Consider the following 23388-nt stretch of genomic DNA (forward strand, 5'->3'; position numbering starts at 1 on the left):
AGGACAGCGCGATGGAGGGTCTTCTCCTCGAAGCCAGCATCTACCTCGCCGCCGCCGTCCTGATCGTGCCGGTCGCGGTGCGCCTCGGCCTTGGCTCGGTGCTGGGCTATCTCGCGGCAGGCATCCTTGTGGGTCCGGTCTTCGGCTTTGCCGGGGCCGATACCGCCGATTTGCAGCATTTCGCCGAATTCGGCGTCGTCCTGATGCTGTTCCTCATCGGGCTGGAACTGGAACCCCGCACGCTCTGGGACATGCGCCATCGCCTGCTGGGGCTGGGCGGGCTACAAGTCGTTCTGACCGCAGCGGCCATCGCGGGGGCCTTGGTCTGGCTGGGCCTTGTCTGGCAGGTGGCGCTGACCCTTGGCATGGTGCTGTCGCTCTCCTCCACCGCCATCGTGCTGCAAACCCTGACGGAAAAGAACCTGATGCGCACCGCCGGGGGGCGCGCCTCCTTCTCGGTGCTGCTGACGCAGGATATCGCCGTCATCCCCATGCTGGCCTTCCTGCCGCTCCTCGCGCTGCCCGCCATCATTGGGCCGACCGCCGATCAATACGGCATCAGCAATGGGGAGGCAGCCGACACCGCCCATGGCGCGGAAAGCGCCGCCGAACCCTTGCTCACGCTGGTTGAACAACTGCCCAACTGGGCCGTGACCGGCCTTACCCTCGCCATCGTGGCGGGGATCGTTCTGGCAGGGCATTTCCTGTCGCGCCCTGTCTTCCGCTTCGTCCATGCCTCCCGCCTGCCCGAGATGTCGACCTTCATCTCGCTCCTCATCGTGCTGGGCATCGCCTTCCTGATGATGCTGGTGGGCCTGTCCCCCGCGCTTGGCACCTTCGTCGCGGGCGTCGTTCTGGCCAACTCGGAATTCCGCCACCAGATCGAAGCCGATATCAAACCCTTCAAGGGCCTCCTCCTCGGCCTGTTCTTCATGACCGTGGGCATCGGCATAGACACCCGCGCGCTCTTCAGCCAGCCGGGCACCATCCTCGGCCTGACCCTCGCGCTGATCGCGGTGAAGGCCGCCGTCCTCTTCCTCCTCTCTCTTCTCTTCCGCCTCAAGAACCACGACCGCTGGCTCTTCACCCTCGGCCTCGCACAGGCGGGGGAGTTCGGCTTCGTCCTCGTCTCCTTCGCGCGCCAGCAAGGGATCCTGTCGGTGGGCCATGGCCAGACGACGCTTCTTGTCATCTCGCTCTCCATGCTGCTCACGCCGCTTCTCTTCATCGCCTATGAACGCCTCGCCCGCCGCCTGCGCCCCCGTGCGCCCAGCCAAACCCCGGATGAGATCGATGAAAAGGGCCGCGTCCTCATCGCCGGGATCGGCCGCTTCGGTCAGGTGGTGAACCGCCTCATCCGCATGTCGGGCCTGACCACCACCGTCCTCGACAGCGACATGGCCACGATCGAAACCATGCGCCGCTTCGGCGTGAAGGGCTTCTTCGGCGATCCCTCAAACCCCGCCCTCCTGCATTCCGCCGGTCTGATGGATGCCTCCGTCCTCGTCGTCGCCGTGGATGACCGCGAAAACGCCAACCGCATCGTCCATTACGCCCGCTCTGAACGCCCCGACCTGCATATCGTCGCCCGTGCCCGCGACCGGGTGCATGTCTATGAACTCTTTCAGGCCGGCGCGAATGACATCGTGCGCGAAACCTTCGATAGCTCTATTCGCGCAGGCCGCTATGTGCTCGAAAACATGGGCTTCACGGAATATGAGGCGGCCAAACTCTCGCAAACCTATTTCAAGGTCGACCGCGCCGCGATGCGCGATCTGGCCAGCCTCTGGGTGCCGGGCCAGCCCGTCCATCTGAACGACGCCTATATCGAACGGGCCAAGCAGCTTGACCGCGATCTCGAAACCGCGCTGATCGACGAATTGCACGAAACCCAGCCCATGGCGGGCGAAGACATCCCCGCCCCCCTGCCAGACCCCACCCCTGAAGAGGTGGAGGATGACCTCCGCACCGATCACCCCAACCGGGCCAAGGCTCCCTGAACCCTTCCCAAAATTCCTGTCGAAACATATCCCACGGGGGGCGGCGGTCATCGCCCGCGATGACCGGCGGGGGGGGGGGGGACGCCCCCTCGCCCTGAGGCAAGCGGCGGCACGCCGCGCAGCCGAGGCAAAAGGAACGCGGGCGCATGCCCGCTCCGCTCAAAAACCGTCAGCCGCCGGAAACCCCGGCCTCGGCAAAGGTCGCCATGCCCGACAGGCAGGCCACCGCCCCCTTCACCACGCCCAGTGCCAAGGCCGCCCCCGACCCTTCCCCCAGCCGCAGCCCAAGGTTCAAAAGCGGCGTCTTGCCCAAAGCCGCCAGCAGCCGCGCATGGCCGCCCTCCGCGCTGACATGCCCCGCCACGCAATGGTCCAGCGCGCCGGGCACCGCTTTCTCCAACACCGCCGCCGAGGCCGTGCAAATGAACCCATCAAGCACCACCGGCACCCGCTCGACCCTTGCCCGCGCGATGGCCCCGGCCATGGCCGCGAGTTCCCGCCCGCCCAAACAGCGCAGCACCTCCAGAGGGTCACCCAAGACGCCGCCATGCAAGGCCAGCCCCCGCGCCACCGCATCGGCCTTCCGCTGCAACCCCGCGTCATCCACCCCCGTGCCGCGCCCGACCCAAGACCCTGCATCGCCGCCAAATAGCGCCGCCGCCAGCGCCGCCGCCGCCGTCGTGTTGCCGATCCCCATCTCGCCCGTCACCAGCAGATCAGCCGAAGGGTCCACCGCATTCCACCCCACGGCCAAGGCCGCAACCACCTCGTCCTCGCGCATCGCGGGGCCTGTGGTAAAATCCACCGTCGGGCGATCAAGCTCCAGCGCATGCACCGCCATCTCTGCGCCGAAGGCGCGGGACAGCTGATTGATCGCCGCCCCGCCATGGGTGAAATTCGCCACCATCTGCACCGTCACCTCGGCCGGAAAGGCCGAAACCCCCTGCGCCACCACCCCATGGTTCCCGGCAAAGATCACCACTTGCGGGCGGTCGCAGCGCGGCTTTTCCACCCCTTGCCAGCCCGCGACCCAGATCGCCAGATCCTCCAACCGACCCAGCGCCCCCGGCGGCTTGGTCAGCTGCCCGTTCCGCGCGCCAGCCGCAGCCAAGGCCCCGGCATCGGGCGCAGGCAGGCGCGACAGGATCGAACGGAACTCGGAAAGCGATGCAAAGGGCATGGTCATGGAATGTCTCTCATTGAAGGGTCACGCGCTCTTGGCTACCTAAGGCCATCGTCAAAGGCCAGCCGGGAAAGGACGCATCCATGATCAGCCGCGACACGGCTTCCCGCGCGCTTGACGATCTGGTCGCAGCCTTCGGCCTGCTCACCCGCCTGCCCCTGCCCGCCCGCAACATCACCCCCAGCCCGCGCGCCGCTTGGGCCTGGCCCGTGGTAGGCGCAACTCTCGGCGCCATCGCGGCCTTGGCCGCATCGCTCGCGCTCTGGCTCGGCCTTTCACCCGGCATCGCGGCGGCCATCGCCCTTTTGACGGGCGCGCTCCTGACCGGGGGCCTGCACGAAGACGGCCTCGCCGATACCGCAGACGGCCTGCTGGGCGGGCGCGACAAGGAGCGGCGGCTTGAAATCATGAAGGACAGCCGCATCGGCAGCTATGGCGCGCTCGCGCTGATCCTCGTCACCCTCATCCGCTGGTCGGCGCTTGCCGCCCTTCTCGCCCAAGGGCAGCACTGGGCCGCACTGATCGCCGTCGGTGCCCTGTCCCGCGCGCCCATGGCCGTGCTGATCGCCACCCTGCCCAATGCGCGCGGCACAGGCCTCTCCCATCTCACGGGTCAACCGCCGCGCCGCGCCGCGCTTGCTGCCTGCGCCATCGCGCTGATCCTCACCCTTCTCGCCACAGGCAGCGCCACGCTAGCCATGGCACTCGCCGCCCTCGCCACCAGCCTCTTCCTCGCCCGCGCCGCCAAGACGCGTATCGGTGGGCAAACAGGCGATATCCTTGGCGCAAGCCAGCAACTGGCCGAGGCCGCAGCACTGGCCTTCGCCGCCGCCCACCTGACCTAAGGCTGCACCTTCCCGACCCACCCCGTCGCGAACGGAACAGACGCCCGCCCCTTCCCATGCGCCCTTGTGCCCACGGGCAGGAGAATGCGATGCGCTACGGTTTGGGGATGGTTCTGGTGGTCACGGCGGGGGTGCTCTGGTCGACCCAAGGCCTGATCTTCCGCCAGATCGATGCCGCCGGAACTTGGGCCACGCTGTTCTGGCGGTCCATGGGGATGATCCCGGTCCTACTGGCCTTCCTTGTCTGGCGCGCGGGCGGCTCGCCCCTGCCCGCCATCCGGGCCGTGGGCCTGCCGGGGGCCTTGGGGGGGCTTGGCCTTGTGGGCGCCTTCGCAGGCGCCATCTATTCGATCCAATCCACCACCATCGCCAATGCCGTCTTCCTCTTTGCCGCCTCGCCCTTCCTCACCGCGCTGATCGGCTGGATGACCTTGGGCGAACGGGTCCGGGCCGAGACATGGGCCGCCATGGCCGTCGCCCTGACAGGTATCTTTGTCATGGTGCGCGATGATCTGTCAGGCGGGGCGATGGCGGGCAATATCGCGGCCCTTCTTTCGGCCTTGGGCTTTGCCGTCTTCACCGTCACCCTGCGCTGGGGCAAGGTCAGCGACAGCCTGCCCTCCGTCCTTCTGGGCGGGCTCTTCTCGCTTCTTGCCGGGGCCGTCATCGCAGGCCAAATGGGCCAAACCCTCGCCGTGCCTGCACCCGACGCGCTTTGGGCCATGGCGATGGGGGCGGTCACACTGTCGGGCGGGATGGTGCTTTACGAATTGGGCAGCCGCGTGGTGCCTGCCGCCGAATCCGCCCTTCTGTCGAATATCGAGGTGATGCTCGCCCCCCTCTGGGTCTGGCTCTTCCTCGGCGAAACCGCCAGCAGCGCCACCTTTCTGGGCGGCGCGATCCTTCTTGTGGCGGTTACGATGAACGGGCTGTCCGGCGCCCGCCGCGCCGCGGCTTGATCCCTCCCGCTCTTCCCCGTGACCGCATCTCACCTGCAATACCCGCGCCCCGCCCCGGCCGCCTGCGAGACATAAAATGGCGCTCCATCCGAACGATCGCCTGCTCTCTGGCGAAGCGACGGATCAGATCAACATCCCACGCCGTCTTTTGATCGGCCACCGCTGGCCCTGACGGTCCTGCCTTGCCCCCGGAGGATGGGCAATCCTGCCCCCGTCCTAACGATGTCGCCGAAAAAACCGCGACCGGGCGTATAGCTCTTCCAACCGCTTCAGACGCGCTTCCGTTGCCGCCCAAGTCCGGTCCTGCACCGATGCCAGCAGCGTCTCCACCAGAACCAGCGGCGACACCGTGCTGTCCCACGCGCTCGGCGCCTCGATATGGCAGGCCAGCACATGCTTGGCATGCGCCGCCGCAGGCGACATCCAGCGGTCCGTGATCAGCACCGCCTCTGCCCCCTGTTCCACCGCCAATTCCGTCAATTGCAGGACCGAATTCTCGTACCGGCGGATGTCGAAGACCACCAGCACATCCCCCGGCACCATATCCAGCAACGCGGGTGGCCATGTGTTCGACATCCCCGACAAGAGCGTCACATTGGGGCGCACATTCTTCATCAGCGTGACGAAATATTCCGCCATCGCATGGGTGATCCGCCCCCCCATGGCAAAGACCCGCCGCCCCGGATCGGCCAACAGTGCCGCCGCCGCGTCAAACTCCGCATGGTCGATCTGCCCCAGCGTCGCCTGAAGGTTCGCCACCACCGCATCGGCGAAACGGTTCAGGATATGGGTATCAGGCACCCCCCCCGCCCATCGGTCATGCTTGGCAAGCGGCGACACCAGCATCGCCTCCACCTCGCTGCGCAGCGCATGCTGGTAATCCGGATATCCCTTGAAGCCCAGCTTCTGGCACAGCCGCACCACCGTCGGGTTCGACACGCCCGACGCCCGCGCCAGTTCCGCAATCGACCCCAGCGCCGCCATCGGATAATGCGTCAGGATATGGCTGGCCAATTGCCGCTCTGCCCGCGTCAGATCGCCCATCGCGGCGCGCATCCGCTCTTCGATCGTTTCGGCGATTGCCATGCTTTGGCCCTTTCCGCATCGCCCTGCACAAGCTTCGGGCACTCGGCCCCGATCTTGCCGAATCCCCCCGCAGATCGGGCACAGAAAAAATTGTAACAGAAAAAATCATCCCGAAAAATTCTTGACAGACCCCGCGCGGGCAGAGGACGCTTGGCCAAGAACAACAGGGGGATTCCTCGCGCATGACCGCGGGCCGCAGCGACCAAAGCACGGGCTTTCCGCCCGTGATCGAGAATGCCGCCGCCAAAGGCCGGGCGGTGATCGTCTGCGAACATGCCTCAAACCATATCCCCTCCGCTTGGGGCGATCTGGGCCTGACGGATGCCCAGCGCCACGCCCATATCGCTTGGGACCCCGGCGCGCTGGGGCTGGCGCGCGGGCTGGCGCGGCATCTCGATGCGGTCTTGATCCATGCTCCCGTCTCGCGCCTTGTCTATGATTGCAACCGCGCGCCCGACATGGCCGGCGCCATGCCCGCCCGGTCAGAGATCCACGACATCCCCGGCAATGCCGCCCTCTCGCCCGAAGACCGCGCCGCCCGCACCGCCGCCGTCTATCTTCCCTTCCATGACGGCCTCCACGCCGTTTTGATGGGCCGCATCGCCCTTGGCCTGCACCCGGCGCTCATCACCATCCACAGCTTCACCCCCGTCTATTTCGGCCAACCCCGCGCAGTGGAATTCGGCGTCATCCATGACGCGGACGACCGCCTTCCCCGCGCCATTCTGGCCGAAGCCCACGCCCGCACCGCCCTGCGCGCCGAACTCAACGAACCCTATTCGGCCAAGGATGACGTGACCCATACCCTGCGCCTGCACGCCACGCCCTATGGCCTGCCGAACGCCATGCTTGAGGTCAGGAACGACCTCATCGCCACGCCGGAAGCCGAGGCGGCGATGGCCGCCACCCTTGCCCCCGTCCTCGCCGCCGCCATGGCCACCCTCACCCCCGAACCCGCGTGACCCGCACCATGCCCCGCTTCGTCATAGGTTTCGTCCGACTGGTGGATCGCCTGAATTACGGCGTGGGCCGCTTTGCCATGTATCTTCTCTTCGTGCTGATGGCGGTGCTGATGTGGTCCTCGATCTCGAAGGCCTTCTTCAACCCGTCCCTCTGGACGCTGGAAATGGCGCAATTCGTGATGGTCGCCTATTACGTCCTCGGCGGCCCCTATGCGATGCAGAACGAGGCGCATGTTCGCATGGACCTCTTCTATGCCAAGCAATCCCCCGTCCGCCGCGCTTGGTGGGACGGCTTCACCGTCTTTGCCCTGATCTTCTATCTCGCCATCCTGATCTGGGGCGCTGCCGAAAGCTTCGGCTATTCGCTCGGCATCCGCTGGACCGACCCCGACACCTCCGCCCTTGGCCTGTCATGGCCGCAGATCGGCCGCCTTGAACGCAGCCCGACCGCGTGGCGGCCCTATCTCTGGCCCATCAAACTCGTGATGCTCATCGGTTTCTTCCTCATGCTGCTTCAGGCGCTGTCCGCCTTGGCGAAGGATATCGCCACCATCCGTGGGGAACCGATCCAATGACCTACGAGATGATCGCCGCCCTCATGTTCTCGACCATGCTCCTCATGATGATGACGGGGCAGCGCGTCTTTGGGATCATCGGCTTCGTCGCCGTCCTTGCCGCCATGGCGCTCTGGGGGACGGGGGGGCACAATATGGGCTTCTCGCAGGCGATGAAGCTGATGAAATGGTATCCGCTCCTGTCGCTGCCCATGTTCGTCTTCATGGGCTATATCATGAGCGAAAGCCGCCTCGCCGATGACCTTTACCGCATGTTCCATGTCTGGTTCGGTCCCATTCCGGGCGGCCTTGCCATCGGGACGATCCTTCTGATGGTGCTGATTTCGGCCATGAACGGGCTGTCTGTCGCGGGCATGGCCATCGGGTCCACCATCGCGCTGCCCGAACTCCTCCGCCGCGGCTATCAGAAACAGATGGTGACAGGCGTCATTCAGGCGGGCTCCTCGCTTGGCATCCTGATCCCGCCTTCGGTCGTGCTGGTGCTTTACGCCATGATCGCCCGCGCCCCGGTGTCCGAACTTTGGCTGGCGGGTATCCTGCCCGGCCTTATGATGGCCACCCTCTTCATCCTTTACGTGACCATCCGGTGCCGCCTGCAACCCGAGCTTGGCCCTGCCATGGGGGCCGAGGAACGCGCCTCCATCACCCGCGCCGAAAAGCTACACGCGCTGCGGGCAGGCGCCCTGCCCTTCATCATCTTCTTTGCGATGATGTTCCCCTTCATCTATGGCTGGACCTCGCTTGTCGAAAGCTCGGTCATCGGCGTCGCCGCAACGGTCAGCGCCGCCGTGATCAAGGGCCGGATGAACCGGACGGTCTTTGAGGTCGCCACCCGCAACACGCTCTTCATCTCTTGCATGTTCATGTGGGTCATCCTTGCCGCGCTGGCCTTCGGCGCGGTGTTTGACGGGCTGGGCGCGGTAAAGGCCATCGAAAGCCTCTTCGTCGAACGTTTGGGCTTCGGTCCTTGGACAATCCTCATCCTGATGCAGCTCTCCTTCCTGCTGATGGGGATGTTCCTTGACGACACCGCCATGCTGGTGATCGTGGCCCCCCTTTATGTGCCGCTGGTGGCAACGCTCGATCTGGGCATCCCGCCGCAGGATGTGCTGATCTGGTATGGCGTGCTGTACACGATCACCTGCCAGATCGCCTATCTGACGCCCCCCTTCGGCTATAACCTGTTTCTGATGCGCGCCTTCGCGCCGCCGGAAATCACGATGGGCGATATCTACCGCTCTGTCGTTCCCTTCGTGCTGGTGATGGTGCTGGCCCTTGCGCTGCTGATGGTCTTCCCCGGCATTGCGCTCTGGCTGCCCAATTTGATCTACCCGAACTGAGACACCGACACGGGGCGCTAACCCCGTTCCAACAAGGAGGCTGATACGATGACGACTTCAAGACGTTCCTTCCTCACCAAGGGCGCGCTTGCCGGGGCCGCAACGCTGGCCGCGCCGACGCTGGCCAAAGCGCAGGCGCCAATCAAGTGGCGCATGCAGACCTATGCCGGGGCCGCCCTTGGCGAACAGGTGGTCAAGCCCGCCGTCGATGCCTTCAACCGCATCGCGGCAGGCCAGATGGAAATCGAACTTTTCTACGCGGACCAGCTCGTTCCCACAGCCGAACTGTTTCAGGCGATGCAGGCGGGCACCATCGACTGCGTGCAGTCCGATGACGACTCCATGGCCTCGCCCACCGAAGTGACGGTCTTTGGCGGCTACTTCCCGCTTGGCCTGCGCTATTCGCTCGACGTGCCCGCACTCTTCAACAAATACGGGCTGAAGCAGATCTGGGAAGACGAATACGCCGCCGTGGGCGTCAAGCATATCTCGGCCGGCGCATGGGACCCCTGCCATTTCGCCACCAAGGACCCGATCAACTCCCTCGCCGACCTGCAAGGCAAGCGCGTCTTCACCTTCCCGACCGCAGGCCGGTTCCTGACGCAATTCGGCGTCGTCCCCGTCACCCTGCCGTGGGAGGATATCGAGGTCGCCATGCAGACGGGCGAACTGGACGGCATCGCATGGTCCGGCATCACCGAGGTCTATACCGTGGGCTGGTCCAACGTGACCAACTACTTCCTCACGAACAACATCTCGGGCGCATGGATCGGCCACTTCTTCGCCAACATGGACCGTTGGAACGAAATCCCGCCGCATCTGCAGGAACTGCTCTCGGTCTGCTTCGAACAGTCCCACTACTACCGCCAGCACTGGTATTGGGCGGGCGAGGCGGACCTCCGCATCAATGGCGGCAAGCTGCAACTGACCACCATCCCGGACGAGGAATGGAAGACCGTCGAAGCCGCCGCCCAGACCTTCTGGGACGAAATCGCCGCCGAGTCCGAGGTGAAGGCCAAGGTCGTCTCGATCATCAAGCAGTATAACGACGTCATGGTGAAGGCCGGGCGTCCCTACCGCTTCTGACACAGGCGCGGGGGGCGGCCTTCCGCCCCCCGCACCCCCCTCATCGCCCCATGGCAGCCGTTGCACGAGGCGTCAGGCGAAGATATGATCAAATTCCGCCGCGCGGGCATCCAGCCCCGCCCCGGCGCAGGAGACGTCCATGCGGACCGATCACGACGGCAAGGCCCCTCCGCGCGACCGCTGGCCGCGCAAACCCGAATTCGGCGGGGCCCATTCGCGCCCGCCCGCCTGCGGGGCGCGAAGCTGACGACAGGTCGCCCCCCCCGCCTTCCCGGCCCTGCCAAGGGGCCATGACGACCATTCCAAAGCTTGAGGCCAAAGATGCCCGGAACCATGACCCTCGATGCCCTGAAAGAAGCCGTCGACCGTGGCGAGATCGACACCGTCCTCGTCGCCGCCATCGACATGCAAGGCCGCCTGATGGGCAAACGCTTTCACGCCGCCTTCTTCGTGAATGGCGGGCACAAGGAAACCCATTGCTGCAACTATCTCTTGGCCGTGGACATGGAGATGACCACCGTCCCCGGCTACAAATCCGCAGGCTGGGAACAGGGCTATGGCGACTATGTGATGAAGCCCGACCTCGCCACCCTGCGCCCCCTGCCATGGCTGCCCGGCACCGCGCTTTGCCTTGCCGACCTTCTCGACCATCACACGCATGAAGAGGTCGCCGTCAGCCCCCGCGCCATCCTGAAGCGGCAGGTCGCCCGCGCCCGCGCCATGGGCTTTGATGCGATGATGGCCACGGAACTTGAATTCTACATCTTCGAAAACGCCTACGAATCCCTGCGCGACAACGGTTTTTCCAACCTCAAACCGATCAGCGCCTATAACGAGGATTACCACATCTTCCAGACCACCAAGGAAGAGGCGCTGATGCGCGATGTCCGCAACGGCCTTTACGGTGCAGGCATCCCCATCGAAAACACCAAGGGCGAGGCCGATATCGGCCAGCACGAAGTGAACTACCGCTATTCCGACGCGCTCGACACCGCCGACAACCACGTCATCGTCAAGCAGGGCGTGAAAGAGATCGCGCATCTGAAGGGCAAGTCCGTCACCTTCATGGCCAAGTATGACCACCGCAAGGCCGGGTCCTCCTCCCATGTCCACCAATCGCTCTGGACGCTCGATGGCAAGCCCGCCTTCTATGACGAGGCCGACGAACACGGCATGTCCGCCACGATGAAGCATTTCCTTGCCGGCCAGCTGGCCCATGCACAGGAAATCACCGCCTTCCTTGCGCCTTACGTGAACAGCTACAAGCGGTTTTGCGTGGGCCTCTTCGCCCCCACCAAGGCGGTATGGAGTGCCGATAACCGCACCGCAGGCTTCCGCGTCTGTGGCGTAGATACCAAAGCGGTGCGCGTCGAATGCCGCATTCCGGGCAGCGACGTGAACCCTTACCTCTGCTGCGCCGCGCTTCTGGCGGCGGGTCTGGCGGGGATCGAACAGAAAATGGAACTGGAACCCGAAATGAAGGGCGACATGTATGCCGCCGCCAATGCCCGCGAAATTCCGAAAACCCTGCGCGGGGCAGCGGACCTGCTCTTGGGTTCCAAGATGCTGCGCGCGGCCTTCGGCGATGACGTGGTCGAACACTACCACCACGCCGCGCAATGGGAGATTTCGGAAACCGATCGCGTGGTGACCGATTTCGAACTTCAACGCCTTCTGGAACGCGCCTAAGACACGCAAGGAATCGGTGGGGTCCCACCCCACCGCGCGCAAGAAACGGATACCGGGTAGGGTGGGGGTTCCCCCCACCACCCCCCGCAGGACATGAAACGACAAGGCGGGACAATCCCGCCGCAGAAGGTGACGCAAATGAAACCCATCCAACTCATCTCGCCGGTCGATGGATCGGTCTATCTCGAACGCATGCCGCTTTCGCGCGACGCAGCCTTCGCCGCCGCAGCCCGCGCCAAATCCGCGCAAAAGGCATGGGCCGCCCGCCCGCTGGAAGACCGCATCGCGCTGGTCAAGGCTGCTGTGAAAAACCTCAACGACATGTCCGCAACCGTGGTCGAGGAACTCGCCTGGCAGATGGGCCGCCCCACCCGTTTTGGCGGTGAATTCGGCGGCGTGAACGCCCGGACCGAATACATGTCCGACATCGCCGCCGCGACCCTCGCCCCCCATATGGTCGAAGACAGCGACGCGTTCCGCCGCTACCTCGCGCGGGAACCGGTCGGCGTCGTCTTCATCGTGGCCCCGTGGAACTACCCCTACCTGACCACGATCAACACCCTTGTCCCTGCCCTCATCGCCGGGAACACGGTGGTCCTGAAACATGCCTCGCAGACCATGAAGGTGGGCGAACGTCTGGCCGAGGCATTCCATGCCGCAGGCATCCCCGAGGATGTCTTCCAGAACGTCGTCCTTGACCATGCCACGACCGAGGCGCTCATCGCCGCCCGCGCCTTTGGTTTTGTCAACTTCACCGGATCGGTGGGCGGCGGCATCGCGATGGAAAAGGCCGCTGCCGGCACCTTCACGCCCCTTGGCCTTGAACTCGGCGGCAAGGACCCCGGCTATGTCCGCCATGACGCCAATCTCGAGGCAGCCGTCGACACGCTGATGGACGGCGCGATGTATAACGCAGGCCAATGCTGCTGCGGCATCGAACGCATCTATGTGCATGAAAGCCTCTTCGACGCCTTTGTCGAAAAATCCGTGGCCTGGGTCAGCGCCTTGAAACTTGGCAATCCTTTCGACGCCGCCACCACCCTTGGCCCGATGGCGAACAAGCGCTTCGCCGCCGTGGTCCGCTCCCAGATCGCCGAGGCGGTGGCCGCCGGGGCCAAGCCTCTGATCGACCCCGCCCTCTTCCCCGCCGATGACGGTGGTGCCTATCTCGCGCCCCAAATCCTCGTGAATGTCGACCATTCCATGCGCGTGATGACCGAGGAATCCTTCGGCCCCGTCGTCGGCATCATGAAGGTCAAGGACGACGAAGAGGCGCTGCGCCTGATGAACGACTCGCCCTATGGTCTGACCGCCTCGGTCTGGACGCAGGACTATGAAACGGCGCAGGCCCTCGGCCAGCGGATCGAAACCGGTACCGTCTTCATGAACCGCGCCGATTACCTTGACCCCGCGCTCTGCTGGACGGGCTGCAAGGATACGGGCCGCGGCGGCAGCCTCTCTTACTTGGGTTTCCATTCGGTGACCCGTCCGAAATCCTATCACCTCAAGAAGGTCTGACCCCCATGACCCACAACGTTCCCAACCGGAACTGGTCCTACCCCACCGCCATCAAATTCGGCGTGGGCCGCATCGCGGAACTGGCCGAACATTGCCGCGCGGCGGGGATCACCAAACCCCTTTTCGTCACCGACAAGGCGCTGGCCTCCCTTCCGATCACGGCCGAGGCTGTGGCGGTCCTCGATAAGGCCGGTCTTGGCACCGCCGTCTTCTCCGAAGTGGACCCCAACCCCAACGAAGGCAATATGGCGGCGGGCATCAAGGTCTATAAGGCCGGCGGCCATGACGGCGTGATCTGCTTTGGCGGCGGCTCGGCGCTTGATCTTGGCAAGATGATCGCCCTCATGGCGCATCAGCGCGCCGATCTGTCCGTCTGGGACCTTGAGGATATCGACGACTGGTTCACCCGCGCGGACGCATCGAAGATCGCGCCCATCGTCGCCGTGCCCACCACCGCCGGAACCGGGTCAGAAGTCGGTCGCGCTGGGGTGCTGACCAACTCGGTCACCCATAAGAAGAAGATCATCTTCCACCCCAAACTGATGCCCGCCATCACGATCTGCGACCCGGCGCTCACGGTGGGGATGCCCAAATTCATCACCGCAGGCACCGGGATGGACGCGCTCGCCCATTGCCTTGAGGCCTTCTGTTCCCCCTTCTACCACCCGATGTCCCAAGGCATCGCGCTGGAAGGGATGCGTCTGGTCTTCGAAAACCTGCCCACCGCCTATTCCGATCCCACGAACCTCGAGGCGCGGGCCCATATGATGTCCGCCGCCGCCATGGGCGCAGTGGCGTTCCAAAAGGGCTTGGGCGCGATCCACTCGCTCTCGCACCCCGTGGGCGCGGTCTACAACACCCATCACGGCACCACGAATGCGGTCGTGATGCCCATGGTCCTCGACTTCAACCGCCCGGCGATCGAGGCGCGGATTGAAAAGGCCGCCGCCTATATCGGCATCGCCGGAGGCTTTGACGGCTTCCGCAAGGCGGTGATGGACCTGCGCGCGACGCTGAACATCCCCGCCAACCTGACCGCGATGGGGGTCGAGGCCGCACGTCTGGACGAGTTGACCGAAATGGCACTGGAAGACCCGTCCTGCGGCGGCAACCCGATCGAGATGACGCGCGAGAATACCCGCGCGCTCTATCAGGCCTGCATGTAAGGCGCGGGATGGGCCATCGGCCCATCCTCCCCCGCACCGTTCGGTAGGATGGGCCATAGGCCCATCCTATCCCCAACCCAAAGGCCCATCCCAACCACCCCTGAAATCCAGCCCCTGTGGCCACATCTGTGGCCACAACATGCGGCACAAAACCCGGCACAAAACCCGGCACAATCCCTGCGCCCCGTGAAGGACCCACCATGACCCCCATCCGCCATTGCGACATCGCTATCATCGGCGGCGGCGTCATCGGTCTGGCCATCGCGGAACGGCTGGCCGCTGAGGGGCGCGACGTCACCCTGATCGACCCCAACCCCCCCGGCGAAACGATCAGCCAGAACGCCGCAAGCTACGGAAATGCCGGGACAATCGCCGATTACGCCATCCTTCCCGTCGGCACGCCGGATGTGCTGCGAAACCTCCCCTCCCTCCTTTTCGACAAGAACTCCCCCCTCGCCATCCGCCGCGCCGCGCTGCCGTCCCTCCTCCCCTGGCTCATCCGCTTCGCCCTCCAATCCCTCCCCGGCCCTGCCGAAAGAAACGCCCGCACCATCGCCGCCCTGATGACGGATGCCTGCCCTGACTGGCTCGACCTCGGCACCCGTCTTGGCGGCGGCGAAATCCTGAAAAAACGTGGCTGCCTCTATGTTTACGAGACGGCCTCCGCCTTCCGCGCCGCCGAACGCGACATGGCCTTCCGCCGTTCCCTCGGCGTGACGGTAGACCTGATCGACCCATCCACCCTGCGCCAGATGGAACCCGGCCTGCCAGAGGTCGAAGGCGGCGCGGCCTTCTTCCCGAAGGCCGTTTTCCTGAACGATCCCGGCCGGATGATCGGCCTGCTGCGGGCCGAGGTCGCCGCCCGCACCGAAACCCTCACCGCCCGGGTGGAAACCCTTGAAAGACAAGGCGATGGCATCCTTCTCACCGGCCCCGACCTGCGGCTGAAGGCCCGCCGTGTCATCCTCGCCGCAGGGGCCCATTCCCGCCGCCTCGCCACGATGGCGGGCGACCGCCTGCCCCTGGATACCGAACGCGGCTACCATGTCGAATGGGACATGCCCACGCCCCCCGTCACCCGCCCCACCTGCCCCACCTCGCGCGGCTTCTACCTTTGCCCGATGGAGGGCCGTCTGCGCGTGGCAGGCACTGTCGAACTGGGTGGTCTCACAGCCCCACCTTCACCCCATCGCGTCGCAAAACTCGTTGAAGGCGCAAGGAAAATCTTTCCCGATCTGCCCGCCCCAAATCGCGATTGGATGGGCTTCCGCCCCTCTATGCCCGACAGCGTGCCCGTCATCGGCCCCTCCCGCGCCGGGGCCGAGGTGATCCATGCCTTCGGTCACGGCCATCTTGGCGTTTCGCTTGCCCCCGTCACCGCCCGCATCGTGGCCGATCTGATCGCAGGCCGCGCCCCGCATATGGACCTCACCCCGCTTTCCCCCTCCCGCTTCTGACGCCCGCCGCATTCACCCTTCGTCAACCCGGCAAATGCAGGCTTGATTTTCCCGCCCTCCCTGCGACAGGTGGCAGGGCATGAGTGAAGGGAGTTTCGGGCATGGCAAGACGCGCGCTGGTGACAGGTTCCGCAGGGTTCATCGGCTATCACCTCTGCCGCCGCCTTCTCGCCGATGGGTGGGAGGTGACGGGCCTTGACGCCATGACGACCTATTACGACGTCACCCTCAAGGAACGCCGCCTTGCCCAACTGCAGCAATCCCCCGGCTTTCGCGCCGTCACAGGGCTGGTGGAAACCCCCGGCCTCGTGGCCGAACTGGCAGACGGGGTGGAGGTGATCATCCACCTCGCCGCGCAGGCAGGCGTGCGCTATTCCATCGACCACCCCCGCAGCTATGTCGAGGCCAACCTCATCGGCACCTATGAGGTGCTCGAGGCGGCGCGCGCCACCAAGCCCGCCCATCTCTTGATCGCCTCCACCTCTTCCGTCTATGGCGCGAACACCGACATGCCCTATGCCGAGGGGCACAAGGCCGACCACCCGATGTCCTTTTACGCCGCGACGAAAAAAGCGGGCGAGGCGATGGGTCATTCCTACGCCCATCTCTACACCATCCCCACCACGATGTTCCGCTTCTTCACGGTCTATGGCCCCTGGGGCCGCCCCGACATGGCGCTTTTCAAATTTGTTAAGGCCGTTCTGGCGGGCGATCCCATCGACATCTACAACCACGGCGACATGCGTCGGGATTTCACCTATGTCGATGATTTGGTTGAAGGAATTTCCCGCCTGATCGACGCACCCCCAACCAGGTCGGCAGGCCCGATGGACAGCCTCTCCCCCGTCGCCCCTTACCGGATCGTTAATATTGGCAATGGGACGCCGGTCGGGTTGATGGATTTCGTCCAAGCCGTGGAAGAGGCAACCGGGCGCACCGCCGACAAGCGCCTCCTGCCCATGCAGCCCGGCGACGTGCCCGCCACATGGGCTGATGCCAGCTTGATCGAGGCACTGACCGGCCCCCTCCCTCGCACCGACATCCGCGACGGCGTCCGTCGTTTCGTCGATTGGTATCGGGATTTCTACCGGGTCTGACCGGGCAGGGTCAGAGCATCGCAGGCACCACCTGATCCGGCGGGCGATGCCCGTCGGCAAAGGTCTTGATGTTGATGATGACCTTCTCGCCCATCTCGATCCGCCCCTCGATCGTGGCCGATCCCATATGCGGCAGCAGCACGACATTGGGCAATTCCCGCAGGCGCGGGTTGATCTCTGCCCCCCGCTCATAGACATCCAGCCCCGCCCCCGCGATCTCGCCCGCGCGCAGCATTCGCGTCAGGGCATTCTCGTCAATCACCTCCCCGCGCGAGGTGTTCACCACCACCGCCGACGGTTTCAGCAACTTCAACCGCCGCGCGTTCATCAGGTGATAGGTCGATGGCGTATGTGGGCAGTTGATGGAAATCACGTCCATTCGGGCGATCATCTGGTCAAGGCTTTCCCACCATGTCGCCTCAAGCTCCGCCTCCACCTCCGGGCGCAGACGGCGGCGATTGTGGTAATGGATCTGCATCCCAAAGGCCCGCGCCCGCTTCGCCACTGCCTGCCCGATCCGCCCCATGCCAAGGATGCCCAGCCGCTTGCCCCCGATCCGGCCGCCAAGCAGCGCCATCGGCGACCAGCCCGGCCATTCGCCGGACTGCATCATCGCCAGCCCCGCCGGAATGCGACGCGTCACCCCAAGGATCAGCGCCATGGTCATATCGGCGGTATCCTCGGTCACCACCCCCGGCGTGTTCGACACAAGGATGCCGCGCTGCCGCGCCGTCGCCACATCGATATGATCCACCCCCGCGCCATAATTGGCGATCAGCTTCAGCCGATCCCCCGCCTGCGCCAAAAGCCCCGCGTCGATGCTATCGGTGATCGTCGGCACCAGAACATCCGCCCGCCGCATCGCCTCGGCCAACTCATCCCGGCTCATCGGGCGGTCAGGATCGCGCAGCTCGACATCGAACAATTCCTTCATCCGGGTCTCGACCGGTTCAGGCAACCGTCGCGTCACAACAACACTTAGACGTCCGGCGGGCATGTCCTGTCTCCCTGCACTTCCAAATCCGCAATCCTGATGGCAAAGTGGCCGGAAGACGGGGCAGGCACAAGCCCCGGCAAACGACAAGGCGCCCCCGCAAGGGGACGACGAGGCAGCAGAGCAGGCCACGTAAGACCGGAACACCGGCACGCGGCCAAAATGACAGGCGGGACGACATGGCACTCTCGGCACGTATGGCGCTGGCTGGCGCTTTGATCTGGGCGGCGGGTATCGCTGGCGCGCAAGAAGGCGTGCGCCCCATGCCCCGGCCCGACACAGCCCCCGCGCAAGCCGCTGAAATCACACCCATAGCCGTGGCGACCCCGGCCCCCGACGCGGCGCCAGCGCTTGCCGCCCCCGTCGTGCCGGAACCCGCCACAGCCGCCACCCCCGCCGTCGCGGCAAAGCCCGCGCGCGATCCGAACCGTGGCTCGGTCACCAACCTGCCGCTTCCCCGCTATGTCAGCCTCAAGGGCAGCGAAGGCAACGCCCGCCGCGGCCCCGGCCTGACGCACCGCATCGACTGGGTCTTCACCCGGTCGGGCATGCCGCTGAAGATCACCGCCGAATTCGAACATTGGCGTCGCGTCGAAGACGCCGAGGGCGTGGGCGGCTGGGTCCATTACGCCCTTCTTTCCGGCGTCCGCTCCATCCTCGTGGCCAAGGATATGGCCGAATTCCACGCCCGCCCGCAGGACGAATCAGAGGTCCTTTTCAAAGCCGAACGCAATGTCGTGGGTTGGGTGCAGGAATGCGGCGCCGACTGGTGCCGCGTCTCGGTCAATGGCGATCGGGGCTGGGTGCATAAATCCGCCCTCTGGGGTGTCCAACCCGGCGAGATCATCGAATAACCCGGTTGCGAGTCGCTTTCGCTTGCTCGCCTCCCCCCCGCTTTGATACCCCCCGGCATCCGCCAAGACGGAGGCCCTAATGTCCTTACCGCAATCCGTGCGCATGAACATGTCGGCGGGGGTCGCCTCTGTCGTCGTGGCGGCCCTGCTTGTCGGGCTAAAGCTTTACGCCCTCGGCCAGACCGGGGCGCTGTCCATCGCCGCCTCCTTGGCCGATAGCGCGATGGACCTGATGGTCAGCCTTGGCGCGATGGCCGCCATCTTCTACGCCGCCAAACCGGCAGACGAAGATCACGCCTTCGGCCACAGTTCTGCCGAAGACCTCGCCGCACTGGGACAGGCGATCTTCATCATCATCGCGGCAGGCGTTATCGCATGGGGGGCTGTGGCGCGGCTCATCGCCGACGAACCCGTTCCGCTTGCCTCCGAAGGTTTCGGGATGGCGGTGATGACTGTATCCATCCTTCTCACCCTCGGCCTTGTCTGGTGGCAGGGCCGCGTCGCCCGCCGCACAGGCAGCCGCGTCGTGGCCGCCGACCGCCTGCACTACCTTGGCGACCTTCTGCCCAATATCGGGGCCATCGCCTCGCTCTGGGCCTCGTCGCGCTTTGGCCTGTCTTCCATCGACTCGGTCGTGGCCCTTGGGGCTGCCGCCATGCTGGCCCTCGGCGCGGTCAAGATCGGCAAAGGCGCATGGGACGCGCTGATGGACCGCCGCGCCGACCCCGATATCGTCGCAGGCATTGGCCGCATCGCGGCCGATTGGCCCGGCGTGCGCGGCTTCCACGACCTCAAGACCCGCACCGCAGGCAGCCGCATCTTCGTCAATATCCATATCGAACTGGACGGCGACCAAACCCTGCGCGAAGCCCATGCCATCGGCGCAAGCCTGCGCCGCAAGATCCTTGAAACCTACCCGCAGGCCGATGTTATCGTCCACAAGGACGTCGCGCGCATCTCGGGCGATGCAGCCCAAGGCAATGACCGCCCCCGCCATCCCGAAAGCGGTCACGCCCGCCCGCATTGACCGACCAAAGCCTACTCGCACCGGGGGGACGACTGTGCCATCCTAGGCAGACGCGCCCTTGCCAAGTAGCGAGTCGACTCTTATTATCCAATCGTATAATTGCAAAGGCCACCGCCATGGCATCTCCAGCCCTGCGCCGCCCCTATCGCCGTGAAGGCGAAGAAAAACGCCGCGACGACCTGATCGCAGCCGCAATGACCCTTGTTGCCGAAGGCGGGCCAGAAGCCGCCACCGTCCGCGCCATCGCCGCCCGCGCGGGCGTCACCCCCGGCCTGATCCGGCACTACTTCCAATCCAAGGAAGAACTGACCCACGCCGCCTATCGCCATGTGATGGAGGCGATGACGAACGAGGCAATCCGCGCCGCCAACGCCACCGCCTCTGACGATCCCGCCATCCGCCTTGCCGCCTTTGTCACCGCCAATTTCAGCGCAGCTGTGATGACGCCCCTCTTGGTCGGCGTCTGGGCTGGCTACATGCATCTGGGCCGCAACGACCCCGTGATCCATCAGATCCACGAAAGCACCTATCTCGGCTACCGCGACCGGCTTCAGGCCCTGATCGCCGCCCTGCCCCGCCCCGCCGATCCCGCCCGCGACCGGCGCGAGGCCATCGCCTGCAACGCTCTGATCGACGGCCTCTGGCTCGAAGGCGGCTCGCTTCCCGAAGGCTTCGCCCCCGGCGAGGTGCAGCGCATCGCGCTCGACGGCGTCGCCGCCATCCTCGGCATCCGTTTCCCAGCCGACGCCTATCCCGACCCTTCCGAAAGAAAGACCGACTGAATGCGCTATGCCCCCGTTACCGAAAGACTCGCGGGCCTCGGCGGCGCGAAATGGGAAATCCATGCCCTCGCCCGCCGAATGCAGGCCGCAGGCGAGGCGGTGATCGAACTCACCATCGGTGAACCCGACGTCCCCACCCCCGCCGCCCTGATGGAAACCGCCCATCGGGCGATGGTCGCGGGCCGCACCGGTTACAGCAACGGGCAGGGCGAACCCGCCCTCGTCGCGGCGCTTGCCGCCCGCTACAGCGCGCGCCGGGGCCGCCCCATCGGCAAGGATCAGGTCATGTGCCTCCCCGGCACCCAGACCACGCTGTACGCTATCCTGCAAACCCTCGTAACCGAAGGCGATGAGGTACTGGTCGGCGACCCGATGTATGCCACCTATGAAGGCCTGATCCGCGCCACGGGTGCCGCCGTCACCCCGGTTCCCCTGCGCCCGGAGACGGGCTTTCGCATGCAACCCGCCGATGTCGCGGCCCGCATCACGCCCCGGTCGCGTATCCTTTTCCTCAACAGCCCGCATAACCCCACCGGGGCCGTGCTGACGAAGGACGACCTTACAGCCCTCTGCCAACTCGCCGCCGCGCATGACCTTTGGGTGATCTGCGATGAGGTCTATGAGGATCTCTGTTTCCCCGGCGTGACCTTCGCCTCCCCCCTCGACCTGCCCGAATTCGCCGACCGCGTCATTGTCGCCTCCTCCATCTCCAAATCCCACGCCGCCCCCGGCTTTCGCTCCGGCTGGTGCATCGGACCTGCCGAATTCTGCGCCCGCCTCCTGCCTTTGTCGGAAACCATGCTCTTCGGCAGCCAACCCTTCATCGCCGACATGACCGCCGAGGCCGTCTCCACCCCCTCCCCCATCGCGGCCGAAATGATGGCCCGCTTTCACCGCCGCGCCATCCTGATCCGCGACAGGCTTGACGGCGTGGCAGGCCTCAAGGTCCACATGCCGCAAGCCGGCATGTTCGCCCTTCTCGACATCCGCGCCAGCGGGATGACCGGCGACGCCTTCGCCCGCGCCCTTCTGGCCAAAGCAAAGGTCGCCACCATGCCCGGAGAAAGCTTCGGCACCGCCCTCTCCGGCTGGCTGCGCCTCTCCCTCACCCAACCCGATGACCGGATCGAAACGGCCTGCACCCGCATCGCCGCCTTCGCCGCCGAACGGAGGGTCGCGGCATGAGGACGGTCGGCCAAGCCCTCGTCGAAGGATTGAAGGCGCGCGGGGTCGAGGTCGTCTTCGGTATCCCCGGCGTGCATACGATCGAACTTTACCGCGGCCTTGCGGGCGGCGGTATCCGCCACGTCACCCCGCGCCACGAACAAGGCGCAGCCTTCATGGCCGATGGCTACGCCCGCGCCTCCGGCAAACCCGGCGTGGCCTTCGTCATCACCGGCCCCGGCCTACTGAACGCGCTGACCGCCATGGGGCAGGCCAAGGCCGATAGCGTCCCCATCCTCGTCATCTCCGGCGTCAATCGCCGCGCGTCCTTGGGCAAAGGCCTGGGCCTTCTCCACGAACTTCCCGATCAGGCGGCGATGGTGCGTCCGCTCTGCCCGACGGAAAGGCTGGAAAACCCGGCCGATCTCGAACCCCTCCTCGACCGCGCCTTCGCCCATCTCCTCACAGGCCGCCCCGGCCCAGTCCATATCGAGGTGCCGACCGACGTGATGCCGCTGGCCGCCCCCGAAGGCCCCCGCGCCCCCCTGCCCAAACGCCCCGCGCCCGACCCCGATCAGATCGCGCAAGCGGCCCGTCTCTTGAACGCAGCCCAGCGCCCCGTGATCCTCGCCGGGGGCGGCGCGCGCGGCTGCGATGCGGGCCTCCGCCAATTGGCCGAAACCCTCGACGCGCCCGTGATCCTGACCGTCAATGCCCGTGGCATGCTGCATGCCCACCCGCTCTGCGTGCCCGCTTCCCCCTCACTCGACGCACCGCGCGACCTCATCCGGCAGGCCGACCAGATTCTCGCCCTCGGCACCGAACTCGGCCCCACGGATTATGACATGTATGTCAGGGGCGGCTTCCCCGACCTCTCTGCCATGATCCGCGTCGATGTCTGCGAAGATCAACTCGCCCGCCATCCCGCCGCCCTCGCCCTGAAGGCCGAAACCGCCGCCACAATCGCGGCCCTCCTCCCCCATCTCACCCAAAAACAGGCCGATGGCCCCGCCCGCGCCACCCGCGCGCGCGAAAAGGCCCGCGCCGAACTCGGCCCCCTTCACCCCGCCATGCCCGCCCAACTCACTATGGTCGAGGCCATCCGCGACGCTCTCCCCCAGGCACAGATCGTGGGCGACAGCACCCAACCCGTCTACGCCGCGAACCTCTACTACGACCACGATCGCCCCGGCGGTTGGTTCAACGCCGCCACCGGTTTCGGGGCCTTGGGCTTCGGCCCCGGTGCCGCCATCGGTGCCGCCATCGCCAATCCCGACACGCCCACCATCTGCCTCATCGGCGACGGCGGCCTGCAATTCGATCCCGCCGAATTGCGCGTCGCCGTGGACGAAAACCTCCCCCTCACCTTCCTCGTCTGGAACAATGCCAGCTACCGCGAAATCGCCGAAGCCATGCGCGACGCCCAGACCGAGATTATCGGCTGCACCCCCAGCCCTCTCAACCTCGCCCCCTTCGCCGCTGCCTGCGACCTGACCTTCCAAAGCATCCCCGAAGACCCCGCCGCCCTGCGCGCCGCCCTCGCCCAACCCCACACAGGCCCGCGCCTCATCGAAATTCGGGTCACGTCCTGACGCTTCGCCTTC

General features: G+C 65.6%; 20 protein-coding genes. 17 read left to right on the forward strand and 3 right to left on the reverse strand.

Going from position 1 to position 23388, the window contains the following annotated elements; translation table 11 throughout:
* Positions 1-11: 11 nt before the first annotated feature.
* On the forward strand, positions 12-2000 hold the full coding sequence (locus tag QF092_RS07890) for a cation:proton antiporter domain-containing protein (protein WP_281469162.1): 1989 nt from the start codon (positions 12-14) through the stop codon (positions 1998-2000).
* 169 nt (positions 2001-2169) lie between these two features.
* On the opposite strand, the gene cobT is transcribed toward QF092_RS07890, so the two are convergent.
* Entirely contained in the window at positions 2170-3186 is a 1017-nt protein-coding gene (gene cobT, locus QF092_RS07895; protein WP_281469164.1) for a nicotinate-nucleotide--dimethylbenzimidazole phosphoribosyltransferase, read from the reverse strand.
* 80 nt (positions 3187-3266) lie between these two features.
* Between cobT and cobS the strand changes: the two genes are divergently transcribed.
* Both cobS and QF092_RS07905 read left to right on the forward strand, forming a co-directional pair.
* Positions 3267-4028 (forward strand): adenosylcobinamide-GDP ribazoletransferase, encoded by a 762-nt coding sequence (gene cobS, locus QF092_RS07900; protein ID WP_281469166.1) that lies wholly within the window; start codon positions 3267-3269, stop codon positions 4026-4028.
* Positions 4029-4117: 89 nt separating this feature from the next.
* Positions 4118-4987 carry a DMT family transporter gene (locus QF092_RS07905; RefSeq protein WP_281469168.1) on the forward strand — a complete coding sequence of 290 codons (870 nt, stop codon included), beginning with the start codon at positions 4118-4120 and terminating at the stop codon, positions 4985-4987.
* Positions 4988-5203: 216 nt separating this feature from the next.
* Here the strand turns inward: QF092_RS07905 and QF092_RS07910 are convergent, their stop codons facing one another.
* Entirely contained in the window at positions 5204-6073 is an 870-nt protein-coding gene (locus tag QF092_RS07910) for a MurR/RpiR family transcriptional regulator (RefSeq protein ID WP_281469170.1), read from the reverse strand.
* 182 nt (positions 6074-6255) lie between these two features.
* Here QF092_RS07910 and QF092_RS07915 point away from each other — a divergent pair, with 182 nt between their 5' ends.
* The 9 genes from QF092_RS07915 (at position 6256) to QF092_RS07955 (ending at position 16963) form a co-directional block, all read left to right on the forward strand.
* The gene (locus QF092_RS07915) at positions 6256-7035 is read left to right on the forward strand and encodes an N-formylglutamate amidohydrolase (protein WP_281469172.1); all 780 of its coding nucleotides are present in this window, start codon (positions 6256-6258) and stop codon (positions 7033-7035) included.
* Between the two features lie 8 nt (positions 7036-7043).
* The gene (locus QF092_RS07920; RefSeq protein ID WP_281469845.1) at positions 7044-7610 is read left to right on the forward strand and encodes a TRAP transporter small permease subunit; all 567 of its coding nucleotides are present in this window, start codon (positions 7044-7046) and stop codon (positions 7608-7610) included.
* Positions 7607-8950 (forward strand): TRAP transporter large permease, encoded by a 1344-nt coding sequence (locus QF092_RS07925; RefSeq protein ID WP_281469174.1) that lies wholly within the window; start codon positions 7607-7609, stop codon positions 8948-8950. Before QF092_RS07920 ends, QF092_RS07925 begins: the two co-directional genes overlap by 4 nt.
* 48 nt (positions 8951-8998) lie before the next feature.
* Positions 8999-10036: a TRAP transporter substrate-binding protein gene (locus tag QF092_RS07930; RefSeq protein WP_281469176.1), complete on the forward strand. Its 1038-nt coding sequence runs from the start codon at positions 8999-9001 to the stop codon at positions 10034-10036.
* A gap of 321 nt (positions 10037-10357) precedes the next feature.
* Positions 10358-11725 (forward strand): glutamine synthetase family protein, encoded by a 1368-nt coding sequence (locus tag QF092_RS07935; protein ID WP_281469178.1) that lies wholly within the window; start codon positions 10358-10360, stop codon positions 11723-11725.
* Positions 11726-11863: 138 nt separating this feature from the next.
* A complete protein-coding gene (locus QF092_RS07940) occupies positions 11864-13243 on the forward strand; it encodes an aldehyde dehydrogenase family protein (RefSeq protein ID WP_281469180.1) in 1380 nt (459 codons plus the stop codon).
* 5 nt (positions 13244-13248) lie between these two features.
* Positions 13249-14409, forward strand: coding sequence for an iron-containing alcohol dehydrogenase (locus tag QF092_RS07945; protein WP_281469182.1), 1161 nt, complete (start codon positions 13249-13251; stop codon positions 14407-14409).
* Between the two features lie 200 nt (positions 14410-14609).
* Positions 14610-15866 carry an NAD(P)/FAD-dependent oxidoreductase gene (locus QF092_RS07950; RefSeq protein ID WP_281469183.1) on the forward strand — a complete coding sequence of 419 codons (1257 nt, stop codon included), beginning with the start codon at positions 14610-14612 and terminating at the stop codon, positions 15864-15866.
* Positions 15867-15967: 101 nt separating this feature from the next.
* On the forward strand, positions 15968-16963 hold the full coding sequence (locus QF092_RS07955) for an NAD-dependent epimerase/dehydratase family protein (RefSeq protein ID WP_281469186.1): 996 nt from the start codon (positions 15968-15970) through the stop codon (positions 16961-16963).
* A 10-nt stretch (positions 16964-16973) separates the two neighbouring features.
* On the opposite strand, the gene QF092_RS07960 is transcribed toward QF092_RS07955, so the two are convergent.
* Positions 16974-17960 (reverse strand): 2-hydroxyacid dehydrogenase, encoded by a 987-nt coding sequence (locus tag QF092_RS07960; RefSeq protein WP_281469188.1) that lies wholly within the window; start codon positions 17958-17960, stop codon positions 16974-16976.
* Between the two features lie 251 nt (positions 17961-18211).
* On the opposite strand from QF092_RS07960, the gene QF092_RS07965 reads away from it, so the two are divergent.
* The 5 genes from QF092_RS07965 (at position 18212) to QF092_RS07985 (ending at position 23376) form a co-directional block, all read left to right on the forward strand.
* Entirely contained in the window at positions 18212-18811 is a 600-nt protein-coding gene (locus tag QF092_RS07965; RefSeq protein ID WP_420026535.1) for an SH3 domain-containing protein, read from the forward strand.
* A gap of 79 nt (positions 18812-18890) precedes the next feature.
* The gene (locus QF092_RS07970; RefSeq protein ID WP_281469192.1) at positions 18891-19838 is read left to right on the forward strand and encodes a cation diffusion facilitator family transporter; all 948 of its coding nucleotides are present in this window, start codon (positions 18891-18893) and stop codon (positions 19836-19838) included.
* A gap of 116 nt (positions 19839-19954) precedes the next feature.
* Complete coding sequence (locus tag QF092_RS07975; protein WP_281469194.1) at positions 19955-20620, forward strand: TetR family transcriptional regulator C-terminal domain-containing protein; 666 nt, start codon at positions 19955-19957, stop codon at positions 20618-20620.
* Complete coding sequence (locus tag QF092_RS07980) at positions 20621-21805, forward strand: pyridoxal phosphate-dependent aminotransferase (protein WP_281469196.1); 1185 nt, start codon at positions 20621-20623, stop codon at positions 21803-21805.
* The gene (locus tag QF092_RS07985; RefSeq protein WP_281469198.1) at positions 21802-23376 is read left to right on the forward strand and encodes a 5-guanidino-2-oxopentanoate decarboxylase; all 1575 of its coding nucleotides are present in this window, start codon (positions 21802-21804) and stop codon (positions 23374-23376) included. Before QF092_RS07980 ends, QF092_RS07985 begins: the two co-directional genes overlap by 4 nt.
* Positions 23377-23388: the final 12 nt, after the last annotated feature.

Source organism: Fuscovulum ytuae (genome assembly GCF_029953595.1).
GTDB classification, from domain to species: Bacteria; Pseudomonadota; Alphaproteobacteria; order Rhodobacterales; family Rhodobacteraceae; genus Paragemmobacter; species Paragemmobacter ytuae.

Coding starts and splice junctions, on each gene's coding strand:
- QF092_RS07890 (WP_281469162.1), top strand. CDS start 12: ATGGAGGGTCTTCTCCTCGAAGCCAGCATCTACCTCGCCGCCGCCGTC.
- cobT (WP_281469164.1), bottom strand. CDS start 3,186: ATGACCATGCCCTTTGCATCGCTTTCCGAGTTCCGTTCGATCCTGTCG.
- cobS (WP_281469166.1), top strand. CDS start 3,267: ATGATCAGCCGCGACACGGCTTCCCGCGCGCTTGACGATCTGGTCGCA.
- QF092_RS07905 (WP_281469168.1), top strand. CDS start 4,118: ATGCGCTACGGTTTGGGGATGGTTCTGGTGGTCACGGCGGGGGTGCTC.
- QF092_RS07910 (WP_281469170.1), bottom strand. CDS start 6,073: ATGGCAATCGCCGAAACGATCGAAGAGCGGATGCGCGCCGCGATGGGC.
- QF092_RS07915 (WP_281469172.1), top strand. CDS start 6,256: ATGACCGCGGGCCGCAGCGACCAAAGCACGGGCTTTCCGCCCGTGATC.
- QF092_RS07920 (WP_281469845.1), top strand. CDS start 7,044: ATGCCCCGCTTCGTCATAGGTTTCGTCCGACTGGTGGATCGCCTGAAT.
- QF092_RS07925 (WP_281469174.1), top strand. CDS start 7,607: ATGACCTACGAGATGATCGCCGCCCTCATGTTCTCGACCATGCTCCTC.
- QF092_RS07930 (WP_281469176.1), top strand. CDS start 8,999: ATGACGACTTCAAGACGTTCCTTCCTCACCAAGGGCGCGCTTGCCGGG.
- QF092_RS07935 (WP_281469178.1), top strand. CDS start 10,358: ATGCCCGGAACCATGACCCTCGATGCCCTGAAAGAAGCCGTCGACCGT.
- QF092_RS07940 (WP_281469180.1), top strand. CDS start 11,864: ATGAAACCCATCCAACTCATCTCGCCGGTCGATGGATCGGTCTATCTC.
- QF092_RS07945 (WP_281469182.1), top strand. CDS start 13,249: ATGACCCACAACGTTCCCAACCGGAACTGGTCCTACCCCACCGCCATC.
- QF092_RS07950 (WP_281469183.1), top strand. CDS start 14,610: ATGACCCCCATCCGCCATTGCGACATCGCTATCATCGGCGGCGGCGTC.
- QF092_RS07955 (WP_281469186.1), top strand. CDS start 15,968: ATGGCAAGACGCGCGCTGGTGACAGGTTCCGCAGGGTTCATCGGCTAT.
- QF092_RS07960 (WP_281469188.1), bottom strand. CDS start 17,960: ATGCCCGCCGGACGTCTAAGTGTTGTTGTGACGCGACGGTTGCCTGAA.
- QF092_RS07970 (WP_281469192.1), top strand. CDS start 18,891: ATGTCCTTACCGCAATCCGTGCGCATGAACATGTCGGCGGGGGTCGCC.
- QF092_RS07975 (WP_281469194.1), top strand. CDS start 19,955: ATGGCATCTCCAGCCCTGCGCCGCCCCTATCGCCGTGAAGGCGAAGAA.
- QF092_RS07980 (WP_281469196.1), top strand. CDS start 20,621: ATGCGCTATGCCCCCGTTACCGAAAGACTCGCGGGCCTCGGCGGCGCG.
- QF092_RS07985 (WP_281469198.1), top strand. CDS start 21,802: ATGAGGACGGTCGGCCAAGCCCTCGTCGAAGGATTGAAGGCGCGCGGG.